Source organism: Pseudomonas sp. BGA-UO-ETr-WB11 (genome assembly GCF_059567785.1).
Genome location: NZ_JCAQOS010000006.1, coordinates 115,393 through 138,814 on the forward strand (window position 1 = coordinate 115,393; position 23,422 = coordinate 138,814).

Consider the following 23,422-nt stretch of genomic DNA (forward strand, 5'->3'; position numbering starts at 1 on the left):
CGGCGAGGTCGGCTTTTGCACTGTTTTCGTCCCTGATATCTGATGCCCTCTCTCCGTTGATTTGAGGGTGTCTTTTCTGCGTTCTATTGTCGGACCTCAGTTGCGTGGGAAATCTTTTTATAGGAGTTTCTAGGGCTTGTTTGACTCAATTGCGTAGTTGCATCGCACTTGACCGACCATTGCACGCTAAAGTCATGACCGTCAGAGGGCGGCCAGAAGCGGCCATTAGAAAGTGACTATTAAAGCAGGTGCGATTCAGTATTTATATTTGAAAGCGCAATGCCGTACACCGATCCAACTTTATTTTCGTACCGCATACAGCTTGATCTAACTAACAATCGCTGCACGCTTGCGTCATACAGTCCACCGCTAGGGGAAAGTATTTCTAAACTTACAATCCTGTCATGCTCATGAGCTTGAAGAATTCTCTGTTGCAGCGTAGCAGCTTGATTGGTCAGTCTTGATATTTTTGAACTGTCGCGATCATCATTCAGGACTAAATGATTCGCGCTTTTCAAAAAATCTCTACAGTCCGAGAACAAGCCATTGCTTTTACGAAGATTTTGTAAAAATTCGTAATCAACTGGAAGTGAACAAAACTGGCCTAGCCCGCTGCTCCATGGATAGTTAACAACTCCTTGGTCGCGGTGTTGCGCCGTAATTAATTCACTCCATCTGGAACTACTATCTGTGACCAAAACCGAGCCGGTTACTTGAGCTAAGAATAATGCCATTTCGTAGTTCGGCCCCATTCGAAATTGCATGATCTGTCCTCCCTCAGGATAGTCCAGCTTTTGTAACAACATTAGCGGAGAAGATTCTGCCAGTAGCTCTAGTTCAGACACGGCTGTTTCCGCATCCTCGTGCGTCAGCCCGAAATCATGAACCAAAAACTGAACTCTCGCCTCGCTCGGCATCATGGCGGTCGAATTAAGCAGATCCTCCACTTGCAGTTTATAGCCTACCTTTAAGTCTTCTACGCTCATAGCGTCTTTGGTGCGATTTTTAGACCGGCCTCGAGCCATTTCTAACATTGCGCTCATTAGAGCACTGTCGAAATCAGAGGGGTCGGGAATAAGGTTTACTAATCCATGCGCAATGAGTGGCTCTATATCAAGCATGAAAAGAAATTCTTTCAATGCTTGATACTTGTATTTAGCGGGCGATTGGATTGGACTGAATTCTGGGCGAATATTATTAGGATTTGTAACGGGCGTTTGTATAAGGAACTCGTCAAAAAAAGATGCCGCTGGCAATGCGTTCTCGCTAATGACGCGAACGTCCAATATTCCGCTATAAAGCGCCCGAAATTTACCGTCCGGCTTCGGCAGCATCGCATAAATGTCGGTGCTGCGAGGCCAAAGAATCCCGTAAAATTTATAAATTTCTGAAATTTGTTCGTTGGTCAGCTCTCGACGTACGTCTTGCCAACTCTTACCATTGCTGAGTCCTAGAACGTCTCGTATGCAGTTGCAGAATGCTAGGTTTCGCTCTCGAACGCTGGCGACACTCCACGTCGTTCGAAGCTCGATTGGAGTGTTCCGGCAACAGTTTTTATACTTTCTGCCGCTACCACAGCCACAATTCCCGTTCCTGCTAATAGACTCCTCGACAATATTCTTGTTTAGAAACTCATCGTGGGGCTCGGTCCGCCCGAAAGCATCTTGGTAGTGAACGGAGCCATCAGCAAAAGAGGCGTACATTTCTCCACCAAACCCGTGAATCATATCGTTTGGCGGCAGCAATAAACTTTTTAGCTCCGCCCAGTCAGCAGTTATTTCTAGTTCTGGATAAAGCCACTCTTCTTTCCCCGCAGCCACAGACTCGGCTCTGCTCTTGATAATATAATTTATTTTTGCAACCTCCTCTGAGGTTAGATTTCGGGAGTTGATGAACTCAATTGTATTTACGAGGCTTTGACGAACACGATTAGCGTTTGTGCGTGGTTCGAGTGGGTCGACCGCATTAGGATTTTTAGCAAATTCCAAGTTTGTGAGAATTAAACAGCGATTCTTATTTAGGGGGAATATTGTCTGAGATCCTTTCAGCGCTATATCTGGATCGCTAGGGTACTTGCACATTGGTGAATCGGGCGGGCAAGCGTAGTTATAAATGGTGACCGGATGATCTGAGACAATAAATTTAACGTCAGAGTTTTCCGCGGATACCAACTCGCGGACCCCTTCCGCCCACAAGGTGCAATGTATGGATCGTAGCGATTGCATCTCTGTCATAAGAGAGAGCTGGCTTAGTTCAGGGTATTTGCTTTGAATCCAATCCAAACCTTTCGGCGTTCGCAGTTTTTGAGCATCCAGATACGTAAAAAAACTTTCAAAGTTATAATGCCACTGAGACTGATCGTTTGTTGAAAATGCCCGAATGGCCTTGGAGCCGCTGTCGTCAATTGGGCCAAACAATTTTTGCTCTATGTCATCGTTAACCTCGCCACCAAAAAATGTAGAGTAAAGATCTTTCCTATAAAATTGTTGAGCTGGTGTGCGCCACTTCGTCGAATATATCGTTTCGTTCTGCCCGTTCCGAACAATATCTTTGCGGGTTAAGTAGCAAAGTTTCTCTCCAGCGTCGATAAAGCCCTTCTGATGCCATTGTGCTACGAAGTGATTATCTCTGGTCTTAGTCATTACGGTGGGCAGTCCTTGGCGGGAGGAGCAGGTAGGCCCCTAAAAGATTGACATCGGCGGGAACGGCGCTCGCCCTGTGGGTTTAGCCCATACTACGTTTTCTGCTATTAAGCGGCACGCCGTCAACAGTTGCCGTATCCAGTGCCGACAACTGCGCATCCAAAACGCCGTTCTTCCTATCGAGTGGAGTTACTTGCCTATCGCCAATTTACTGAGCGAGCACCGCGATTTTCGCCGCCAAAATATTCGTTACAAAGCCGAGTGAATCGCCACTAGTCTTGTGGACACTCGAAGACCACTCTTGGCCGACTTCTGACCGTTGCCACCGGCTGCTATGGGTCGATTGCTGTCGTTCAAGGAGCTGGTCAGTAGTTGTGAAAATAGACGGTCAAGTCAGTGCTATTTCGCATCAATGGAATGGATAGCTAATCTTAGTTATGGCTTCCAGCTTCTGAGCTGCGCTCAAACCCTTGCTATAGGTGTCGAGAGTAACGGTCTTTGTTTCGTGCCCTAGCAGTTGCTGAACCGTGCTCAGGGGTAAGTCCGCTTGATGCAAGCTGGTAGTCACTGTATGACGGATCGAGTGAAAAACGTGCAGGGGGCCAAACCCTAATTCAGTCTTGAGCCTGCCAAATCGCTTGGACAATGCGTCTGAGCGGATGCCGTACATATTCTTGGTCTTGATAGGTAGCAGCCACCCGTCTTGGGAGCCCTGCACCAGCTGTTTAACCATGCCGAGAATGGCTAGATGAACGGGCACCTGACGGATGCCTGCAACGGTCTTGCTATCAACGATATCGAAGCATGAGACACCTTCAACAAGAATGATGTTCTCGACTTTGAGCTGGCAGAGCTCTTCGATACGGGCTCCGGTGTAGGCTCCTAGCTTGATCAAGGTTGCAAGGGTAGCGTCATTCTTGGCTAGAGCTGCGGCATATAGTACTGGTATGTCTTCACGCTCGAATGCCTTTCGCTTGGCCTCCTTGGCGAATCTACCTCGGAGCTGAGGGAGGTCATGATTTTCAAATGGTGATGCCAAGCCTTTGTACTGCTCTCGCCATTGGGTGTCGTACTTGATTGCCCACTTCCAGAATACGTTGCCGGCTAGTAGGTACTGGCTCTTGGTCTTGCTTGTCAGTCCTTCCAGCGTATTCAGAAAGGCTGCGACGCTATCAAAATCCAGCGGCCTGCCTGTCTCACTCAAGTAGTCCGAAAGCCTCTTTAGCTTGGCTTCCTGAGAATCTATCGCCTTTGGAGAGTTGGCTTGTGCAGTGCGGTGGGCGCGAAACTCTCGCAGGCGGGTGGCGGTAATCGGCGACTTAGGTTTATAGCTATCCGGGGCACCGAAAAGACTTGATAGCTCTTCAATCTCTAGCGTGCTCAAGCCCTCGCTCTGTGCAATAACTTGCTGAAGCAGACTGCCGACAATCTCTTGAATGTCATCACGCAACGCAAGCTGTCCGTCTGTGCCCTGCGCTTTGCGAATGGCTGCAAGTTGTTGCATATCTTCCATGTACCCGGGATCGGAGAACAGGGAAGCCATCGCGGCAGTAATATCGGGGGAGGGGGCATCGCTCGAATATGGCTCCGGCTCGCTAAGAGCGATTGCGATTTTGCTCGCTTTTGTAGCCTCGGCTATGGATGAGGCATAGGCGGCGGCAGACTCCTTCCATGCGTCGCCTCTCCCAGCTTTAGCAGAGCGAGCTGTTTCGATTTGAGCCTTCCACTTCGCTAAGTGGGGTAGACGCCGCCGTAGAGCCTCATTACGGTCTGTTGTGTCCAGTGACTTTGACAGGATGCGTCTATTACCAAAGGCGTGTTGCACGTCCTTCGGGATGGCTAGGCGAGCGTGATAAGTGCCGCCCTGCCTCTCAAGATTGTCTGCCATGCTCAGCCCCGATTTTAGCGAATTGTACGTAGTTATTGTACGTACAATTCCTCTGCATGCCTACAGGCACTGCATTCTGTGGGGTTTTGGGTGTGTTTCGGTGAGTCCCTATCTCTCCGCCACACATAAAAGCCCCGTAATTCAATGAATTACGGGGCTTTTTCTTGTCTGTAAGAAAGCTAAAAGCGTTTAGGGGCAAAATCCAGTCCTTCCAGACCGCTATGCACCGCCCCAATCCTCCCCAAATTCCATCTTCTCAGACACAGCACAGCCCAGAGTCTTGGGAAACCATCCAACGTTCATCAAGGAGCTGCGCGCGGGCATAGTCTCGAGTTGCTACGAGCTGAGCTTGGGAATGGCTATCATGGCTCGTAATAGAGGACATTGAGCTGTGCTGGCCCGCAAAAAACGGGTTAAGGTTACTTTCCCCCAATGGGCTAGTCGTCTGATATCTATCTCGATTGAGCGATTAACAGTAAATGGATGTTCAATAAGTCAAGGAGTGATTCATGCTTAAGCAATTTTTTCTATGTTGTGCGGTAGTTGGTGTGTCCGGCTGTGATATTAATTTATTCAGTCTCAGGCCTGTAAAGTGGGCAACTGTGGACGTGAATGAGTTAAGAGGTGCTTTGAAAAATGTGATTGCTGCTGAGAATCCATATCCAGAAGGGCTTGAAGCTATAAATGAGCGAAGTGTAGAGTTTGGCCGGATGCGTCAGCAAATAAGCACATTGGAAAGAACGGCATCTAATAATTGCAGGGCCAAGATTAACCCGAGGGGCGTTCAGCCCATACCGCCAAACATAATGAATGGCGCGGAAGCTTTTTATAAAGAAAATTATCAGCGGCAGAATGAGGTTGATAATGGCTATCAAGAGTGCGTGCGGGCGATTGAAAGTGATCAGCTGATTGCCGATTTGAAAAAGAAAGTCGATGCGTATAACAAGCTTTACGAGTTGAAGCAGAACCATGATCGCGATCGCATGGAGAAAATAGAACGTCGGGTTAAAGATGTTGTTGCTGATTATGCGAAGGCTAATAACTATGAGCTCGTTGTTTCGGAGAGTTCGACAACTGTTATTTTTAATTCGAGCGAAATGGTTGTTGATGTGACGGGTGGGGTTTTAGAAAAAATAGCTCGTTGAGTTGTTAGCGTGAAAGCTGTAGTTGTTAAACAGATATTTTAATAAATGTGCTTTATTTTTATGTGTTAAGCCTCTGGAACTCATCTGGTTTCAGGGGCTTTTGCATTTTAAGGGCAGGTCTAAGCCAGTAGCCTGGATATCTGCACGGTGGAAAACGCTGCGCGGTTTTCCACCCTACGCGATATCGGGAGCTCTGTAGGGTGGACAACGTTTACTTGTCCACCAGCTTTTTCGACAAGCAGCGCTGGGTCGGAAGCTGTCAATCGGGAGCATCTGCTTCGCCTGAGGGAGGGGCCTACATCTGTGCCGCTTGATGCTTCAATTTCAGGGGGGATTACCCCAGGATTTGACGATTCCCGCGTAATGTCGGGTCGACAGATGATCTGAACCATGTAATCGACTCGGAAAGAGACCGTCATCGCTACGGAACTTGGCTTGATCTATCAGGGCTGCCAAGGCTGCACGAGTTTGCTCGGTGAGTTCAACTGCACTGGGTTCTGGAGCTTAGTGTGGGGTGCGGGATGTGAGCTTCGCTGGGCATCTGATCTGCTTTTTTTAGTCTTTTCTGCCGCTGTTTATCATGTCTGCCTGGCGTGCATAGTCGTCCCCCCGCGACGATGAGGACGCCTTGAATGTATCACTACGACGAGTACGACTGCGCACTTGTGCGCGAGCGTGTTGCCCAGTTCCGCGATCAAGTTGAGCGGCGTATCGCGGGTGAGCTGAGCGAGGAAGAGTTTCTGCCGCTGCGCCTGCAGAACGGCCTGTACCTGCAAAAGCATGCCTATATGCTTCGCGTCGCGATCCCTTACGGCACCCTTTCTGCTGGGCAGATGCGTGCGTTGGCTCATATCGCCAAGGTCTACGACCGTGGTTACGGACACTTCACCACGCGCCAGAACATCCAGTACAACTGGATTGAGTTGGAGCGTGTAGCCGATATTCTCGATTGGCTGGCAGAGCACGATATGCATGCCATCCAGACCTCTGGTAACTGCGTGCGCAACATCACCACAGAAGCCTTTGCCGGCGTTGCCGCAGATGAATACCTAGACCCGCGGCCGATGGCCGAAATCCTGCGTCAGTGGTCCACGGTCAATCCGGAGTTCTTGTTCCTGCCGCGCAAATTCAAGATCGCGCTGTGCGCGGCTGCCGAGGATCGTGCGGCCATTCAGGTGCACGACATCGGTTTGCAGCTGTATCGCGACCCCTCCGGTGAATTGCTCTTGCGTGTACTGGTAGGGGGTGGCCTAGGCCGCACGCCCATCATTGCCCAGCAGTTGCGTGAAGGTCTGCCCTGGCAAGATTGTCTGTCTTACGTCGAGGCTATCTTGCGCGTCTACAACCGCCATGGCCGGCGCGACAACAAGTACAAAGCGCGAATCAAAATCTTGGTCAAGGCGCTGGGTATCGAGGCCTTTGCCGTCGAAGTGGAGCGTGAGTGGCAGCAAATCAAGGACGGCCCAGCGCAGCTTACCGAGGCGGAATATCAGCGGGTGGCGGCCTCTTTCAGGCGGCCGGATTACGCCGTACTGGCGTCTACCGATCTGGACTTTGGGACTGCGCTCGCGCGCGATGGCGCATTTGCTCGGTGGGTCGAGCGCAATGTGATGGCGCATCAGGTGCCGGGCTACGTCAGTGTGCTGCTATCGACCAAGCCCGGTATCAGTGCGCCGCCTGGTGATGTAACGGCCGAACAGATGGAGCTGCTGGCCGACTTGAGCGAGCGCTACGGGTTTGGCGAGATCCGCGTGGCTCACGAACAGAATCTGGTGTTGCCAGATGTGCGCAAGAGTGAGCTCTACACCCTGTGGTGCGAGGCTTGCTCAGCCGGGTTGGGCACCGCCAATGCGGGGTTGCTCACTGACATCATCGCTTGCCCGGGTGGTGATTTTTGTTCGTTGGCCAACGCCAAGTCGATCCCTGTTGCCCAGGCTATTCAGCAACGCTTCGATGATCTTGATTACCTGCATGACCTAGGCGACATCAGCTTGAATATCTCCGGCTGCATGAACGCTTGCGGCCATCATCACATCGGTAACATCGGCATTCTTGGTGTCGATAAAAACGGCAGCGAGTGGTACCAGCTAACCCTCGGCGGTAGCCAGGGCCAGCAGGCTGCTTTGGGTAAAGTGATTGGCCCATCGTTTGCTGCTGAGCAGGTGCCTGCGGTTGTCGAACGCATCGTGCACACCTACGTCGATTACCGCGAAAGCGGCGAAGGCTTTATCGATACGTTCCTGCGCATTGGTCTGGAGCCGTTCAAAGAGCGGGTGTACGCGGAGGCTGCGGTATGAATAACCTGATTCGTCTGGTCGACGGCCAGGCCTGCGTGGTGGCGGATGATGACTGGCAACTGGCGGGGCCCGATAGTGAGGTTGAGGTCGAGGGGGCGTGGATCCTGCCGCTGGTGCGCTGGCGCGAACGGCAGTCGGCCGAGGTGCTCGCCGGGCAGGGCATGAGTTGTGACGGCCTCCTGTTGCAGGTGGACGACGATCCTGAAGCGTTGCAGCCTTTGCTTGCCAGTGTGCCGTTAATCGCCATCGACTTTCCCAGCTTTCGCGACGGTCGTGGCTACAGCCAGGCCTATTTGTTGCGGACTCGTTTGGGCTGGCGCGGTGAGCTGCGCGCGGTGGGTGATGTGCTGCGCGACCAGTTGGCGCACATGCGTCAATGCGGTTTCGACGCGTTTGCCGTGCGTGCCGACAAGTCGCTGGAGGATGCGCTCAAGGGGCTGGCCGGGCTCAGTGTGCAGTATGGGCGTTCGGCCATCGAACCACGGCCGCTGTTTCGCCGTGAGCGTCTTCAGCCGTGATGCTGCGTGGTCTGTTCTGGCAGATCATGATTACGCTGATTGAGGGGGCATTCTCGACGGAGCTAAGCCTGGCCATCGGCTGGTTTCTGGGGGGCAGACGGGGTCGTTCTGATGAGTCTGGCCCCACGTCAGTGAGCAAGCCCATCTAGCACTGCGCACGCCCTGCAAGAGGGTGAGGAGTGCGGTGCTTTTGCTGCCTTGGCCATGAGCCTTTGGGGAGTGCTCACAGCACTTATCTTGCCTCTCGTGTTTGCCGGGTAAATCAAACATGAGGGCGTGATCAACTGAATATCTTGGTGAGCACTGTTGTATGCGCACAGCCACTTTGCTCTGCTGGCGAATAGTGCGTGGGATTGGCGCTGGCACGGCACCAATCCCGTCGCGTCTTTTACAGTGGCGGGGTGCGCGGTGGGATCAAGCGCTTGCTGCCGCTCGCCTCATAGGCTGATGCCAGGCGCAGTAGCGCCGAGTCGTCGTAGGCGCGGCCGGCAAAGGTCAGGCCTACGGGCATGCCGATGTCAGGCATGACGCCCATCGGCACGGTGACCGTGGGCACACCCAGGTGGCGGATGGCCAGATTGCCGTTGGCGACCCAGATGCCGTTGCTCCAGGCGATATCTGCCGATGCGGGGTTCACATCGGCATCTGCCGGCCCCACGTCGGCGACCGTCGGAAATAGCACCGCGTCGAGGCCCCGCTGATCCATCCACGCCTCTAGATCGATGCGCCGGGTCTGTTCCAGTCCGCGCAGGCCGTCAGGCAGCGTCGTAATTTGATCCCACGGAGTAATCCCGCGCTCGGCCATGCGCACGTATTCATCCATGCCAGCGGCCAGCTCGTCTTCGCGGTTGGGCAGCGTGCCTGGGTCGTGGGGGAATATCTGCGCGCCGTCCACGTCGGCCAGGCGGTTCAATTGCGGATCGCCATTGGCCCGCAGGAAATCATCGAAGGCCCAGGCCGAGAGGTCCCAAAGCTCGTCATGGAGGAACTCCTTGGACACTAGCCCACGGGTAAACACGGTCGGTGCGCCTGGGCGATCCCCCTCGCAATTGGAGACCAGTGGAAAGTCGACCTCGATCACTTCGGCACCAGCGGCTTGTAGTGTCTGGCGCGCCTGCTCCCAGAGGCCGATCACCGAGGCGCGGGTGTTGATGCGCTGGCCGGTTGGGCCACCGATACCCGGCTTTTCGCTGGTGCCCGCATCGGCATCGGCGTTGATAAACATGCGCGGTACGCCGAAACGTTTACCGGCCAGTGCGGCGGGCTTGGCAGCCAGCTCTAGGTATGAGGCAGGACGCACGGCAGCGACACTCGGAATCGGCACCCACGGCTGTAACCGCCACAGATCGCCCCGTGTGTCGGTGTCTTCCGCCACCACCACGTCGAGCACCTCAAGCAGGTCGGCCATGGTGCGCGCGTAGGGCACGACCACATCCATGGTCGGCGTCAGCGGCCAGTTGCCACGCACCGAGATCACCCCGCGCGACGGCGTGTAGGCGCATAGGCCATTGTTTGATGCCGGCCCGCGACCGCTCGACCAGGTTTCTTCGGCCAGGCCGAAGGCAGCGAAGCTGGCAGCGGTGGCTGTGCCTGCGCCGTTGGAAGAGCCTGAGGCGAAGGGCGCGGTGAGGTAGTCGGCGTTGTACGGGCTTTCGGCCCGGCCATAGACGCCGCGCTGCATGCCACCGTTGGCCATGGGCGGCATATTGGTCTTGCCCAGGCAGATGGCACCGGCGGCGCGCAGGCGTTCGATGGTGAATGCATCGCGGTGGGCGATCAGGTTCTTGAAGGCCGGGCTGCCGGAGGCGGCAGTCAGGCCCTTGACCAGATAACTGTCCTTGGCTGTATAGGGGATGCCATCCAGCGGGCCGAGGGTTTCGCCGCGTGTGCGCCGGGCGTCGGATGCCTGTGCCTCCTGAAGCGCAGCAGGGTTGCGCACCACCACCGCGTTGAGCGCGGTGGTGGTGTCGGGGCCGTCGTAGGCGTCAATTCTGGCGAGATAGGCCTGGACCAGTTCAACCGCCGTGGTTTGGCCGGACTCAAGCGCCGCACGCAGTTCGGCAATGGAAACTTCGGTTACTTCAAACATAGGGGCCCCGCTGGCGACTGGCTGGTTAGGCCGTGAATGTGGTTATCGCGCTGCACCTTGGACACAGGGGTTTCGATCAGTGTAAAACCAGCGCTCATTTCGATCCTTGTTTCACGTTTATGCATGGCAGGACTGGACTTAAAACCTGGTCTGGCCAGGCTCAGCAGCGGTCTATTTAGCACCAAGCGGGTAGCAGAGTGAATCGGTGCGCAGGTTCGCCCGCCAATATCTGGCGCCAGGCCGGTTTCTGCAACTCGCCAATGGCAAAGGGTCGAGCAGTCGATCACGAACAACTGCCCGCAGCCCCTCAGTGCTAAAGCACTATTGAATCGCCGGTCGCGAGGGTCGATGCTGAGCGTGCCGCACTCCGCAAGGGCCACGCTCCGTCATGTCCATCAGTTCGCCATCATCTGCCGTCTCGGCTGCCACGCCGGTTTGCACGCGCCTGGCCAATGGGCTGCAGCTGGCTGTGCTCAGTCAGGCGGGCAGTGCTCAGGCGGCGATCAGTGTGCGAGTGGCGGCGGGCAGTCATGATGAGCCGGCCGCGCACCCAGGCTTGGCGCATTTTCTCGAACATTTGCTGTTTCTCGACTGCGCCGACTACAGCGGCGAGCAGCGCCTGATGCCCTTTGTCCAGGCCTGCGGTGGGCAGCTCAATGCCTCGACCCAGGCGCGGCATACCGATTACTTCTGCGAGGTGCCGGCCGAGCAGTTGGCGGCGGCGCTGGCGCGCCTGTGCGCCATGCTCGCCCGGCCTTTGTTGAGTGTTGCGCAGCAGCTCTCTGAGCGCGAAGTGCTGCATGCGGAGTTTCTTGCCCGTGGTCAGGATGCGGACACCTTGGTGGCGGCCGCACTGGGCCAGGCGTTGGCCGATGGCCATGGGTTTGCCGCGTTTCAAGCTGGTTCGCGGGAGACGCTCGCGGTCGAGCAGGCGGCGTTTCAGCAAGCCTTGGGCGATTTCCATCGGCAGCATTATCAGGGCGCCAATGTGTCGCTGGTGCTGGTGGGACCGCAGTCGGTTGTCGAGTTGCAAGCCTTGGCGCAGCGCTATGCCGGTGAGCTGGCCAGCGGCCCGGCGTTGCCCGCGATGTCGCCGGCAGCCTTGTTGCCGTTGCGGCGGCCGCAGTTGCAGTTGCAATTGCCGAGCGGGGTGCCGACCTTGCATCTGGCGTTTGCCCTGGAGTTCGACCCCACAACGCCCGCTGGCGACCTGCAGCAGGTCCTGGCGTTTGTGCAAACCTGGCTGCTGGCCGAGTCGCCGGGCGGCTTGCTGGCCCAGCTGCGCGCGACGCAACTCTGCACCGGTTTAACGGCGCGCGTGCTCTATCACGATCAGGGCCAGGCCCTGTGGTTGCTGAGCTTTACCGGCTTCAGTGACGATGACTCGGCGCGGGCGGTATTGGTGGCGGCGCTGCAAGATTGGCTGGTTTTTTTCGCCACTCACGCACCCTGGGACGAACTGTGCGAGCGCTATCGGTTGATCCAGATGTGCCGGCCGCCGGCGCGCACGCCTCTGGCCCTGGCGCGGCAATGGCAAGAGGCGCTGGCCTTGGGCTTGACGCCGAATCAAGGGTTGAGCGCGCGTGGTCTGCAGTTGTTGCCGCAACTGTTGCAGCAATTGCAGGCACCGCAGCGCTGCATCAGTGTGTTGGCCAGTTCGGCACCGCTGCCGGTATGGCCGGGCACGGGCGGCTTCACTTTGCACCTGCAGGAGGCCGCGCTGCCCGTTGCGGCCAGCCGCCATAGGCGCTGGCACTTGCCCGCGGCCAATCCGTTGCAGGGCGATGTGTTGGCAGCGCTGCCGTCGTTGGCCATCGCGGCCCAGTTGCACTGGCTGGATGCGCCGCCGTCCGCGGTCAACCCTACGTCCGTCGTCCATGGTCTTTGCCGCTTCGCAGCGCAATTGCCAGCGGCGCAGCTGTTGACGGTGGCGCAGGTGGCGCTGCGCGAGCTGACGGCCAATGCCGAGCAGGTCGGCTTCGACCTGCAACTGTCCGCTCAGCGTGGCGTCTTGCAGTTATTTCTACAGGGGCCTGGGCCATTGTTGCCGCTGCTCTTGGGGCAGTTGCTGCAACGCTTGCAGGCGCCGCCGGCCGAGGTCTGGTCGCAGGCGCTGCGGTTGGCACAGCAGGCAAGTGACACCGCGCAGATGCCGTTGCGGCAGATGCTTGGGCGCTTGCCCGAGTTTTTTGAGGCGGGCGCTACGCCTTTGCCGGCAGTCACTGCCAGCGAGCTGCAACATGGTTATCAACTGACGGGCTTTGCTGCCCAACTGCTAGGTGTGACGGCGCCCGAGCAGGCACGGATCACGGCGCTGTTTAGCGCGACCACAGCTCTGGCGCTCGACCTGCCACCTGGAGTGCCCAGCTCCGGGCGTTACTGGCGGGCAGGGCAGGTCGATACATCCGAGGCCTGCGTGGTGCTGTTCTGTCCGTTGGCCAGCCCCACGGCGCACCACGAAGCTGGCTGGCGGCTGTTGGCCCACTGTTATCAAGGGCCGTTCTTTCAGCGTCTGCGCAGCGAGTTGCAGTTGGGCTACGGGGTGTTTTGCGGCTTTCGCCAGGTGCAGGGCCGGCGCGGCATCGTGTTTGCCGTGCAGTCGCCCCATGCCAGTGAGGCCGAGGTGCTGACCCATATCCGCCGTTTTCTCGCGGATCAGACTCCGCGGCTGGCCGCGCTCACTGCCACTGAACGTGGCGCCGCCGCCCAGGCGCTCGCCGAGCCGCTGAATAGTGCTCGCCTGACGGCGCTTGAGTGTGCCGAACTGCACTGGCAACAGCACTTGGCGGGATTGCCATCTACCCATGCTGCTGCCGTGTTGCAGGCCCTGGCGGGCTATGACACCCAGCAATTGCTGTGCAGCCAGCAGCAGCTGCTCGCTGCCCACGGCGGTTGGTATCTGCTCAGTAACCAAGCTCCCCGCGAAGACGGCTGGTTACCGCTCGCCTGAGTCGCGAGCCCCCCCAAATAACAACCCTCTTTCTACCTCTGCGTGCTGACTAGGCGCCGCGTGGCGTGCCTGCGCCTACGTGTTTTTGCCGGGCTCGTTCGTTGGGCTAACGGCGGCGTACGACCTACGAACGACCTCCCTGCGGTGGTCGCGGTCGTACACCTTTTTGGCCGCGCCGCCGGGCCTGGCCAAAGCAGCAGTGATTCGGCGCTTTTGCAGCGTATGGCCGGCTGTGGGGCTTTTCGATAATCGCCTCGACCTGACAGACCTGACTGTCGTCCCACCCGCGGAGCGCGTTATGAACAACAACAAAATCGCCAACACCCGATTCCTGCCACTCGCCCTGACGGCTGCTGTTGCCTTGGCCACGGCCCAGCAGGCTGCAGCGGAAATCGTTTTGTATGACAAGGACGACACCACCTTTGCCACCGACGGCTACCTCAACACCTTTTACGTCAACAGCGATGTCGACCGCGAAGGCGAGACCTTTGACCGCAGCCAGTCTCGGGTGAAGATGGGCTTTCTGCCCAACTGGCTCGGCTTTACTTTCGGTAAGGAAATCGACGGCCTGACCCTCAGCGGTCGCTCGTCGTTCTGGGTCACCATCAACGACAGCGAAACCAACGGCACCGACACCGCCATCGACGTGCGTCAGTTCTACGGCACCGTCGCCAGCCCAGAGTGGGGTGAAGTGCTGGTCGGTAAGGACTTCGGCCTGTTCTCGCGCTCCAACATTTTCCTCGATGAAATCCTCGCCGGCTTCGGCAACGTCAGCGACACCCTCGGCCTGGTCGACGGTGGCGGCGTGTCCTTCGGCAACATCGGCACCGGCTACCCGTACCCGTTCCCGACCTCGCAGATCACCTATCGCAACAACAACCTGGCCGAAGGCCTGCGCGTTGCCGTGGGCATCATGGACCCGGTAGACACCAACCAGGTCGATAAAGACCTCAGCGACGGCTACGACGACAAGGCCTACCAGGACCAGCCGCGCTACGAGTCGGAAGTCAGCTACCAGATGGATGTGGGCGACGCGACCATCTACTCCTGGGTCAACGGCGCGCACCAGACCTCGGAAAACACCAACAGCAGCATCGACAGCGTGACCTCCCAAGGCCTGGGTTATGGCGTGCAGGCCAAGCTGGCGGGCTTCTCGGTAACCGCTTCGGGCTTCCAGGCCGAAGGCATGAACCCGTTCTTCTCCAACAACGCCGGCGAAGCCATCTTGCGTGAAGTCGACAGTGACGGTTACCTGCTGCAGGGCTCCTACACCTCGGGCAAGAACCGCTGGGCGATTTCCTACGGCAAGACCGAAGACGACGGCAACGGCCTGGGCAGCGCCGCCGACTACGAGACCCGCGGTATCGCCTACTTCCGCACCATCAACGACAACCTCAAGCTGGTGGCCGAATACAACCAGTACGAGATCGACGCCGCCGCGGGCACCGGGCTGGGTGAAGACACCGACACCATCGCTCTGGGTGCCGTGCTGAACTGGTAAGCCATCGCGCACTCGATAAAAACCGGGCCAGGGAAACCTCGTCCGGTTTTATTTTGCATCCACGTTAGCGCTGGCCGCGCCCGGTGTTGCTAAAAGCCCCGGCCACTGGTGTTAACCCTTGTATTGGAGGTAGAGATGTTGGGACTTTGGAGTGCTAACGCAGCGGACTTTCTGCTGCTTCTGACCCTGGCAACCACCTTGGTCTTTGCCTTGCCGATCTTTTTAGTGCCCCTGACCTGGGCGCGCCTGATGGCCTGGCAGATTCCGCAGCAGACCGATCTGGCGGTGTACTTTGGTCGCTGCCTGGGCGCCTTTATCCTGATTCTTGAAGCCCTGATGCTGCGTGCCGCGCTCACTGGCGAGGCGATACACACGGCGTTCGAGCTGCTCGCCGCCACGGCCACGATGATGATCGTTGTGCATGTCTACGGCGCGCTCAAGCGCATCCAGCCCTTGAGTGAAACCCTGGAAATCGGCTTCTACGTGCTGCTGTTATTGCTGACTCTGATGTTCTGGCCCGTCTAGAACAGCAGGCCAGCCGTGTGGGAGCGGTCTTGACCGCGAATCGGCATCACGCGCAAAAGCTTCGCGACCAAGGTCGCTCCCACAGGGTGTGCCGCCCGGTCGATTTTCCGACCCGCTACTTAGGGAGTAGGGCGGCGCTACTCAAGTGGCATGGGGTGTGGGCGCCTTACTTCGTAGAATTCCCCAAGAGTTGTACTGTTTTTCGGGAGCACGCTATGCAGCGGGAAGGGACTGAAGGCGTGGTCACTGCGACCTCCAACGCCAAGGATGTCGAGCTGGTGGCGCAGGAGCTGGCGCGGCAGTTGATCCACCCGCACCTGGGCTTCGTACTGTTCTTCTGCTCGGCGGAGTACGACCTGCAAGGCCTGGGTGAAGCCCTGGAGCAGTACTTCGGCGGCATCAGCCTGATCGGCTGTACCACAGCCGGCGAAATCACCCCGCTGGGTTACGGGCGCGGCTGCATCAGTGCGGTGGGCTTTGATCACCGCAGTTTCTCGATTGCCAGCGGCCTGATCGACGAGATGGACCGCTTCAACTTGATCGACGCCCAGCAACTGGTCGAGCGCCTGATCAAGGATTGCCGCACCAACGAACTGGCCTCGATCAAGGGCCACAGCTTCGCCCTGACCCTGCTGGATGGCCTGTCCAGCCGTGAGGAAGTGGTGCTTGGCGCCCTCAGTGCGGCCTTCGGCAGCATCCCCCATTTCGGCGGCTCGGCTGGCGACGACAATCACCTGACCCACACCCACGTGTACTACGGCGGCCAATTTCATACCGGCGCGGCGGTGGTGGTGCTGTTCAACACCTGGCTGGATTTCGAGGTGTTCAGCACCCACCACATCCAGCCGTGCGCCGACAAACTGGTGGTCACCCGCGCCGACAGTGCCAGCCGCCGCGTCTATGAACTCAACGCCGCGCCCGCCGCCCAGGAATACGCCGAGCTGATTGGTGTGCCGCTGGCGGCTCTGGATCATCACGTGTTCGCCGCCCATCCGCTGGCCGTGCGCATCAGCGAGCAGTACTACGTGCGCTCGATTCAGCGGGTCAACGACGACCTCAGCTTGACGTTTTATTGTGCGGTAGAGAACGGCATCGTCCTCACTGCCATGCAGCCGGGGCCCTTGCTGCCCAACCTGGAAAACCTGTTCGACGGCCTGCGCGAGCGCCTCGGCCCGTTGTTGCTGACCATCGGTTGCGACTGCTTTTTACGCCGCCTGGAGATTGAGGATCACGACGGCGTGGACGCCGTATCAGAGTTTTTGCGCCGCCAGCCAGTGCTAGGTTTCAACACCTACGGAGAGCAGTTCAATGGTATGCATATCAACCAGAGCTTCACCGGAGTTGCCATCGGCCGCCCTGGCCGTGGCTGATGCTGCCGAGCTGCAGGCGCGCTGCGCCGCCTTGGAGTTGGAGAACCGCAAACTGCGGCGGATCAACACCGCGTTGATCGAACGGGTCGAGTCGATTCATTCCCGTGGCGACGATGCCTACGCCGCCTTCCAGCACTCGGTGGTGCTGTCCGAGCAGGTACGTGAGCGCACCGACGCGCTCAATCAGGCCATGGCCGAACTGAAGTCCAGCAACCAGCTGCTCAGCGATGCCCGTCTGCGCGCGGAAACCGCCCACCAGCATCTGATCGATGCGATCGAAAGCATCTCCGACGCCTTTGTGCTGTTCGACAGCGAGCAGCGCATCGTGCTGTTCAACAGCCGCTTCAAATCCTTCTGGGCCGGCAGCCGTGCGCGCATTGGCAGTGGCACTCGCCTGGCCGAGATCAAACGCCTGAGCAAGAGCACCGGCCTGGTGGTGGAAGAGCAGCGCAGCAGTCGCGACGACAACCTACTCTATCGCCTCAGCGACGGCCGTTGGGTGCAGGTCAGCGAACGGCCTACCCGCGAGGGCGGGCTGGTGATCCTCTACACCGACATCACCGAGGTCAAACTCAGCGAAACCCTGCGCCGCGAACAGGCCCTGGCGCAGAAGTCGCGGCTGCTGCAGCGGGCCATGGACAACCTGTCCCAGGGCATGGCGATGGTCAACGCCGAAGGCCAGCTGGAGCTGTGGAATCACCGCTTTCTCGACCTCTGCGGCCTGGCGCCGATCAACGCCCACCGGCCGTTCGCCGAGGTCATGGCCGACAGCGAGTTGGCCCTGCTCACACCGGCCAGCCGCGATGCCGGTGGCAAGCGTATCGAGGAACTGGAGCTGCGCCTGTTCGATGGCCGCATGCTGGAGGTGCGCACCCATCCGCTGCCCACCGGCGGCTTCGTCAACACCTTCACCGACATCACCGAGCGCTACCGGCATGCCGAGGCCCTGAGCGAAAGCGAGCGCTGGATTCGCCTGATCACCGACCACGTGCCGGCGCTGATCGCCTACCTGACGGCTGACCTGGTCTACGAATTCACCAACAAAGTCTACGAGGAATGGTACTGCTGGCCGCGCGGCGCAATGCTCGGCCAGAGCCTGCGCGAGGTGCACCCGGAGGAACATTGCCGGCGCCTGGAGCCCTATATCGAACGGGCGCTGTCCGGCGAGAGCGTGACCTTCGAGGTGGCGGAAACCAACCACGACGGCCAGGAGCGCTACATGCTGCGCTCCTACGTGCCGAACCGGCAGGCCAGCGGTGAAGTGCTGGGCATCTTCGTGCTGATCCGCGACATCACCGAGCGCCGGCGCACCGCCGAAGCCTTGCATCAGGCCTATCAGCACCTGGAGCAGCGGGTGCGTGAACGCACCACTGAACTCACCGACCTCAACACCCAGTTGCGCCGCGAAATCGACGAGCGCACACAGATGGAAGCGCGCCTGCGCGAGGCCAAGGGCGAGGCCGAGCAGGCCAACCTGTCGAAGACCAAATTCCTCGCTGCGGTCAGCCACGACCTGCTGCAACCCCTGAACGCGGCGCGCTTGTTTACCAGCGCGCTGCTGGAAAAGCGCGACCTCGCCGACAGCGTCGCCCTGGTGCGCAACGTCAGTAATTCTCTGGAAGATGTGGAAAGCCTGCTCGGCACCCTGGTGGACATTTCCAAGCTCGACGCCGGAGTGATCAAGGCCGATATTGCCCCGTTCGCGGTCAGCGAACTGCTGCAGAACCTGGCCGCCGAATACCACCAGATCGCCGGCAGCGAAGGCCTGCGCCTGGACTTTGTGCCCAGCTCGGCGCTGGTGCGCAGCGACATCCAGTTGCTCGCGCGGATTCTGCGCAACCTGCTCAGCAACGCCATCCGCTACACCCGCGAGGGGCGCATCCTGCTTGGTTGCCGACGGCATCGGCAGAGCCTGTCGATCGAGGTATGGGACACCGGTATTGGTATCGCCGAAGACAAGCTCGGCGAGATCTTCCAGGAGTTCAAGCGCGGCGATGTCAGCCAGCGCAAGCAGGACCGCGGCCTGGGCTTGGGCCTGGCCATCGTCGACAAAATCGCCGGCATGCTCGGCCACCGCATTCGGGTCAGCTCGACGCCGGGCAAGGGCTCGATGTTTGCCATCGACGTGCCGCTGACCAGCCGCGCGCCCCGTGCCCGTCTGGAACCGGCGCTGCCTGATTTGCTGATCGAGCGCCTCAGCGGCGCCCGCGTCTGGGTGCTGGATAACGACGCCGCCATCTGTGCCGGCATGCGCACCCTGCTCGAAGCCTGGGGTTGCCAGGTGGTCACCGCCTTGTCTGCCGAAGACCTGGCACGCCAGGTGGACAACTACCACGCCGACGCCGACCTATTGATTGCTGACTACCACCTCGACGACGACCGCAACGGCGTCGATGCAGTGGCGCAAATCAATGCTCGCCGCAGCTCACCGCTGCCGGCCCTGATGATAACTGCCAACTACAGCAACGAGCTGAAACTGCAACTGCGCGAACTCGGCCACACCCTGATGCACAAGCCGGTACGGCCGATGAAACTGAAGACGGCGATGAGTCATTTGCTGGAAAAGGGCGCCTGAGCGCCAGCCTCAGACCTTGCTGACCCTGGCGCGCAAGATTAGGCCGATGCCGCCGAGCACGGCCAGGGCCGCGAGCAGCAAACGCAGGCTGATGGCCTCAGCGAGCAGCAGGCTGCCGGCCAGGGTGGCGATAATGGGTACGCTGAGCTGCACCGATGCTGCTTGGAATGCGCTCAGGCCGGGCAGGGCGCTGTACCAGATGAAATAACCCAGGCCCGAGGTCAGGGCTCCGGACAGCACGGCATAGAACACACCGAGGCCGCTGCCCTGCAACTGTGGCCAATAGGCCAGCAGCATGACGGCGACGAAGGGCAGGGTGCGCAGAAAGTTGCCGCTGCTGGCCGCCAATGGCTCACAGGTGCCGCGCCCCAGCAGGGAATAGAAGCCCCAGGCCACGCCAGCCAGCAGCATCAGCAGCGCGCCCTTTAGGTCCGGGGCGCTGGCGCCGGGCAGGAGCAAGGCCAGCAGGCCGCCGAGGGCCAGGGCAAAACCCAGCACCTGCGCACGATCCGGGCGTTCTCCCTGCAACAGGCCATGCACCAGCATGCTGATTTGCACCGCCGCAAACAGCAGCAGGGCGCCAGTGCCCGCATCCAGATGCACATAGGCCAGGGAAAAAGCCGCCGCATAGGTGAACAGCGCAGCGGCCGAGCGCCAGTTGCCGCGCATCTGACCGCCGCCGTTGCGCCAGCGTAGTAACAGCCAGAGCATCAGGGCGCCAGCGATCAGGCGCAGGCTGGTAAAGCTGATGGCATCGATAGGGGTGTTTTTCAGCGCCAGGCGACAGAGCAACGAATTACCAGCGAAGGCCAACATGGCCAGGCCGGTGAGGAGCAGGGTGCGCTGGGTCAGGGCCTTGGTCATGGGGCAGTGCTCATCCGCGCAGGCTGCCACTGAGTCGCGGCAGGGGTGGTTTTGCGGCTGTTTTAACGGCGCAAGTAGGCGGCAAAGTCGATGTCGCCGGCGGAGAGAATCGCCTGCACGCGGTTGTGCACATTGAGCTTGCGCAGGATCGCCGAGACGTGGGCCTTGACCGTGGTTTCGGCGATATCCAGGTTGTAGGCGATCTGCTTGTTCGACTCGCCCTTGGTCATCCGCTCCAGCACCAGCAGCTGCTTGCGGGTCAGGGCTTGCAGCAGTTCCTGGGGGAAGCTGTGGTGCTCGGTGTGGCTGCGGTGCGAGCTGGTTTTCTGCGAACGGATGATGTCCGGCGGCAGGTAGACGTTGCCGTCGAGGATCTGCTGGATGGCATCGGTCATCTGCGCCCGTGGCGAAGACTTGGTGATAAAGCCGACCGCGCCATAGGTGATGGCCTGCAGGACGATTTGCTTGTCCTGCTCGGCGGAGACGATCACCACCGGGATGGTCGGCGCCTCGTTGCGCAGGTTGATCAAACCGTTCAGGCCGTGCATGCCAGGCATATTCAGGTCGAGCAGGATCAGGTCGAGGTCGTCGTGCTCCAGGGTCAGGGCCAGGGCGCTGTCGAGGTCGGCGGTTTCCATGATTTCGCAGCCGGGAAAACCATCACTGATGACGTTGTGGATGGCTTCGCGGAACAGCGGGTGGTCGTCGGCAATTAGAATTTTGTACATGGCTTTTCACCTCATTGTTTTGATTATGGTGTGGCTTCAGCCGTCATAGGGTGTTTCGCACGTTTTAAGGCAAGGCTTGCGGTTGCGCGGGGACCAGCGGCAGGCCGGCCTGTTCCCAGGCATCGATACCGTCACGGTACCAGTAGAGGTTGTGGTAGCCCAGATGATGGGCGCGTTTGACTGCATTCCAGCTCAGCCAGCAGTCGGAGCGGCAATAGAACACCAGTGGCCAACCTTTGTCGCCCTGCGTGACCTGTTGCAGGTTGCGGCTGAAATAGTCGAGCCACTGCGCAGTCAACACACCATCGCCGCTGTTGGCCAGCCACAGACTGCCAGGCAGGTTGCTGTGGGGCTCTTCGGCAATAAAGCGGCCGTGCAGCCATTGTTGGCGGTAAACGTCGATCAGGCGGGTCTGCGGCTGACTCTGCAACAGCTGTTGCAGGGCGGCAGTGTCGAGGGTTTGGGCGTACTCGCTGCTGGTTGGCGTGGGGCTGCGGTAATGACCGCTGCGGTAGCCATCAGGGGTTAGCAAGGATTCTTCAGCCCACAGCGGCGGGCTCGCCAGGCACAGGGCGAACACCGCCAGGCACAGGCGCAGCGGCAGGGCAAACGACAACGGCATTAGGTAGTTCATCGCCTTTGGTCTCGATTCTTTTTATCGGTCCATTACAGGGCAATGTACGGGCTTTGGAAATCCTACGTTGGAGAGTGCAGGCAGTACCAAAGTAGTAGTTTTATCTTGGCGTTTAGGGGCTTGGTTGTGCTTGGCCTGACCCTGGTGAGCGCGTTTTTTGTGGGAGCGGTCTTGACCGCGAAGCTTTTGCCGGAGCCGTACCCGTTCGCGGTCAAGACCGCTCCCACAAGGGCGGAGGGCTTATGGCTTGGGTGATGGTGATGGCGAGGGGGCTGCTGCGCTGCTATACCCACAACCCAACTGAAACCCAAGAGGCAATGGAATGCCTGCCCACGAGATTGCTTACTCTCAGCGCTTGCGTTTCGGTCGATTTTCCGAGCCCGGCCGCATCTATCTGCTGACCACGCAGGTACATGGACGCGAACCCTTGTTCGCGGATTTCAACCTTGGCCGCATGCTGGTTGGCGAGCTGCGGGCGGCCCACGAACAAGGCTGGGTGGACTCCTTGGCTTGGGTGCTAATGCCGGATCATTTGCACTGGCTGGTGCGGCTTGAGGCGCACTCGCTGGAACAGTTGCTGCGGCGGGTCAAAACCAATAGCGCTCGGCGCATTAACCAACGTCTAGGGCGGACGGGGCGGGTCTGGCAGGCGGGCTACCATGACCGGGCGCTGCGCCAGGACGAGGATCTTCAGGCTGCCGCCCGCTATATCGTGGCCAATCCGCTGCGCGCCAGGCTAGTGGCGCGGCTGGGCGATTACCCGCATTGGGATGCGGTCTGGCTGTAGCTCCGGCGTCAGGCTGGCAAGTTCGCGGTCAAGACCGCTCCCACTCAAAGCCTGCCAGTGCTCAGTCTGTGGGAGCGGTCTTGACCGCGAAGCTTTTGTGCAGCGGTTCGCGGGTTAGCTGGCACGGCGCAGGTTGGCGTGTTGCGGGTTGAAGGTGGCCACCGCAAGCACGCTAAACAGCAGGGTCAGGCCCAGGCACACCAGCAGGGCGGTGAGGTTCAGGCGTTCATAGAGGGCGAAGCGCACCAGTTCGACGGCATGGGTGAAGGGGTTGAGGGCGCACAGCCAGTACAGCCATTCGCTGGCTTCGCGCATTTTCCACAGCGGGTAGAGCGCCGACGAGAGAAAAAAAAGCGGGAAGATCACGAAGTTCATCACCCCGGCGAAGTTCTCTAGCTGGCGAATGCCGTTGGACAGCAGCAGGCCCAGGGCGCTGAGCAACAAGGCCACCAGCAGCAGCGCGGGCAGGGCCGCGAGCAGGCCGAAGGGCGGTGGCTGCACGCCATACAGCCAGGCAATGCCGAGGAAGGCATACACCTGCAACAGCGAGATCAGGGCGATGGCCAGCAGTTTGCTGGCCAGCAGAAAGGCCCGTGGCAGCGGGCTGGTGAGCAGCACGCGCATGCTGCCCATCTCGCGGTCGTAGACCATCGACAGTGAGCCTTGCATGCCGTTGAACAGCAAAATCATGCACGCCAGCCCCGGCACGATGTAGGTCTCGTAGGGGATGTAGGTGTCGTAGGGAGCGATGATGGCGATGCCTAGCGCTGCGCGGAAACCGGCGGCGAACACCAGCAGCCACAGCAGCGGGCGCACCAGGGCGCTGAGAAAGCGCGAGCGTTGCAGCACGAAGCGCAGCCATTCGCGTTGCACGATGCCGGCGAGGCAATACCAGTAGGCGCTCAGGGC

Annotated in this window: 16 protein-coding genes and 2 pseudogenes; 10 read left to right on the forward strand and 8 right to left on the reverse strand. The window is 59.1% G+C overall.

The window, feature by feature from the left end; translation table 11 throughout:
• Positions 1-239: 239 nt before the first annotated feature.
• Positions 240-2,642, reverse strand: a complete 2,403-nt coding sequence (locus tag AC56DI_RS09460) for a DUF4238 domain-containing protein (RefSeq protein WP_496345924.1) — start codon at positions 2,640-2,642, stop codon at positions 240-242.
• A 409-nt stretch (positions 2,643-3,051) separates the two neighbouring features.
• A complete protein-coding gene (locus AC56DI_RS09465) occupies positions 3,052-4,530 on the reverse strand; it encodes a tyrosine-type recombinase/integrase (protein ID WP_496345925.1) in 1,479 nt (492 codons plus the stop codon).
• A 509-nt stretch (positions 4,531-5,039) separates the two neighbouring features.
• Between AC56DI_RS09465 and AC56DI_RS09470 the strand changes: the two genes are divergently transcribed.
• Complete coding sequence (locus AC56DI_RS09470) at positions 5,040-5,675, forward strand: OmpH/Skp family outer membrane protein (RefSeq protein ID WP_496345926.1); 636 nt, start codon at positions 5,040-5,042, stop codon at positions 5,673-5,675.
• Positions 5,676-6,014: 339 nt separating this feature from the next.
• Here the strand turns inward: AC56DI_RS09470 and AC56DI_RS09475 are convergent.
• A pseudogene (locus AC56DI_RS09475) lies at positions 6,015-6,170 on the reverse strand (integrase); the annotation flags it as partial.
• A 137-nt stretch (positions 6,171-6,307) separates the two neighbouring features.
• Here AC56DI_RS09475 and AC56DI_RS09480 point away from each other — a divergent pair.
• The 3 genes and pseudogenes from AC56DI_RS09480 to AC56DI_RS09490 form a co-directional block, all read left to right on the forward strand.
• A complete protein-coding gene (locus AC56DI_RS09480; protein ID WP_496345927.1) occupies positions 6,308-7,972 on the forward strand; it encodes a nitrite/sulfite reductase in 1,665 nt (554 codons plus the stop codon).
• Positions 7,969-8,490 carry a DUF934 domain-containing protein gene (locus AC56DI_RS09485; RefSeq protein WP_496345928.1) on the forward strand — a complete coding sequence of 174 codons (522 nt, stop codon included), beginning with the start codon at positions 7,969-7,971 and terminating at the stop codon, positions 8,488-8,490. Before AC56DI_RS09480 ends, AC56DI_RS09485 begins: the two co-directional genes overlap by 4 nt.
• A gap of 150 nt (positions 8,491-8,640) precedes the next feature.
• A pseudogene (locus AC56DI_RS09490) lies at positions 8,641-8,751 on the forward strand (LrgB family protein); the annotation flags it as partial.
• Between the two features lie 127 nt (positions 8,752-8,878).
• On the opposite strand, the gene AC56DI_RS09495 reads toward AC56DI_RS09490, so the two are convergent.
• Positions 8,879-10,579, reverse strand: coding sequence for an amidase (locus AC56DI_RS09495; RefSeq protein ID WP_496345929.1), 1,701 nt, complete (start codon positions 10,577-10,579; stop codon positions 8,879-8,881).
• Positions 10,580-10,967: 388 nt separating this feature from the next.
• On the opposite strand from AC56DI_RS09495, the gene pqqF reads away from it, so the two are divergent.
• From pqqF to nahK, 5 genes are all read left to right on the forward strand, one after another.
• On the forward strand, positions 10,968-13,529 hold the full coding sequence (gene pqqF, locus AC56DI_RS09500) for a pyrroloquinoline quinone biosynthesis protein PqqF (RefSeq protein ID WP_496345930.1): 2,562 nt from the start codon (positions 10,968-10,970) through the stop codon (positions 13,527-13,529).
• A gap of 298 nt (positions 13,530-13,827) precedes the next feature.
• Positions 13,828-15,030 carry a porin gene (locus AC56DI_RS09505; protein WP_496345931.1) on the forward strand — a complete coding sequence of 401 codons (1,203 nt, stop codon included), beginning with the start codon at positions 13,828-13,830 and terminating at the stop codon, positions 15,028-15,030.
• A 135-nt stretch (positions 15,031-15,165) separates the two neighbouring features.
• Positions 15,166-15,555 (forward strand): hypothetical protein, encoded by a 390-nt coding sequence (locus tag AC56DI_RS09510; protein WP_496345932.1) that lies wholly within the window; start codon positions 15,166-15,168, stop codon positions 15,553-15,555.
• Between the two features lie 215 nt (positions 15,556-15,770).
• The gene (gene nosP, locus AC56DI_RS09515; RefSeq protein WP_496345933.1) at positions 15,771-16,925 is read left to right on the forward strand and encodes a nitric oxide-sensing protein NosP; all 1,155 of its coding nucleotides are present in this window, start codon (positions 15,771-15,773) and stop codon (positions 16,923-16,925) included.
• Entirely contained in the window at positions 16,864-19,500 is a 2,637-nt protein-coding gene (gene nahK, locus AC56DI_RS09520; RefSeq protein WP_496345934.1) for a hybrid sensor histidine kinase/response regulator NahK/ErcS', read from the forward strand. Before nosP ends, nahK begins: the two co-directional genes overlap by 62 nt.
• Before the next feature lie 9 nt (positions 19,501-19,509).
• Here nahK and AC56DI_RS09525 read toward each other — a convergent pair whose 3' ends face one another.
• The 3 genes from AC56DI_RS09525 to AC56DI_RS09535 form a co-directional block, all read right to left on the reverse strand.
• Complete coding sequence (locus tag AC56DI_RS09525; protein ID WP_496345935.1) at positions 19,510-20,364, reverse strand: DMT family transporter; 855 nt, start codon at positions 20,362-20,364, stop codon at positions 19,510-19,512.
• 62 nt (positions 20,365-20,426) lie between these two features.
• Positions 20,427-21,092, reverse strand: coding sequence for a response regulator (locus tag AC56DI_RS09530; RefSeq protein WP_496345936.1), 666 nt, complete (start codon positions 21,090-21,092; stop codon positions 20,427-20,429).
• Between the two features lie 64 nt (positions 21,093-21,156).
• Complete coding sequence (locus tag AC56DI_RS09535) at positions 21,157-21,714, reverse strand: PQQ-dependent catabolism-associated CXXCW motif protein (protein WP_496346146.1); 558 nt, start codon at positions 21,712-21,714, stop codon at positions 21,157-21,159.
• 334 nt (positions 21,715-22,048) lie between these two features.
• On the opposite strand from AC56DI_RS09535, the gene AC56DI_RS09540 reads away from it, so the two are divergent.
• Positions 22,049-22,513: an REP-associated tyrosine transposase gene (locus AC56DI_RS09540; protein WP_496345937.1), complete on the forward strand. Its 465-nt coding sequence runs from the start codon at positions 22,049-22,051 to the stop codon at positions 22,511-22,513.
• Between the two features lie 114 nt (positions 22,514-22,627).
• Here AC56DI_RS09540 and AC56DI_RS09545 read toward each other — a convergent pair whose 3' ends face one another.
• Positions 22,628-23,419: an ABC transporter permease gene (locus AC56DI_RS09545; protein WP_324518150.1), complete on the reverse strand. Its 792-nt coding sequence runs from the start codon at positions 23,417-23,419 to the stop codon at positions 22,628-22,630.
• Positions 23,420-23,422: the final 3 nt, after the last annotated feature.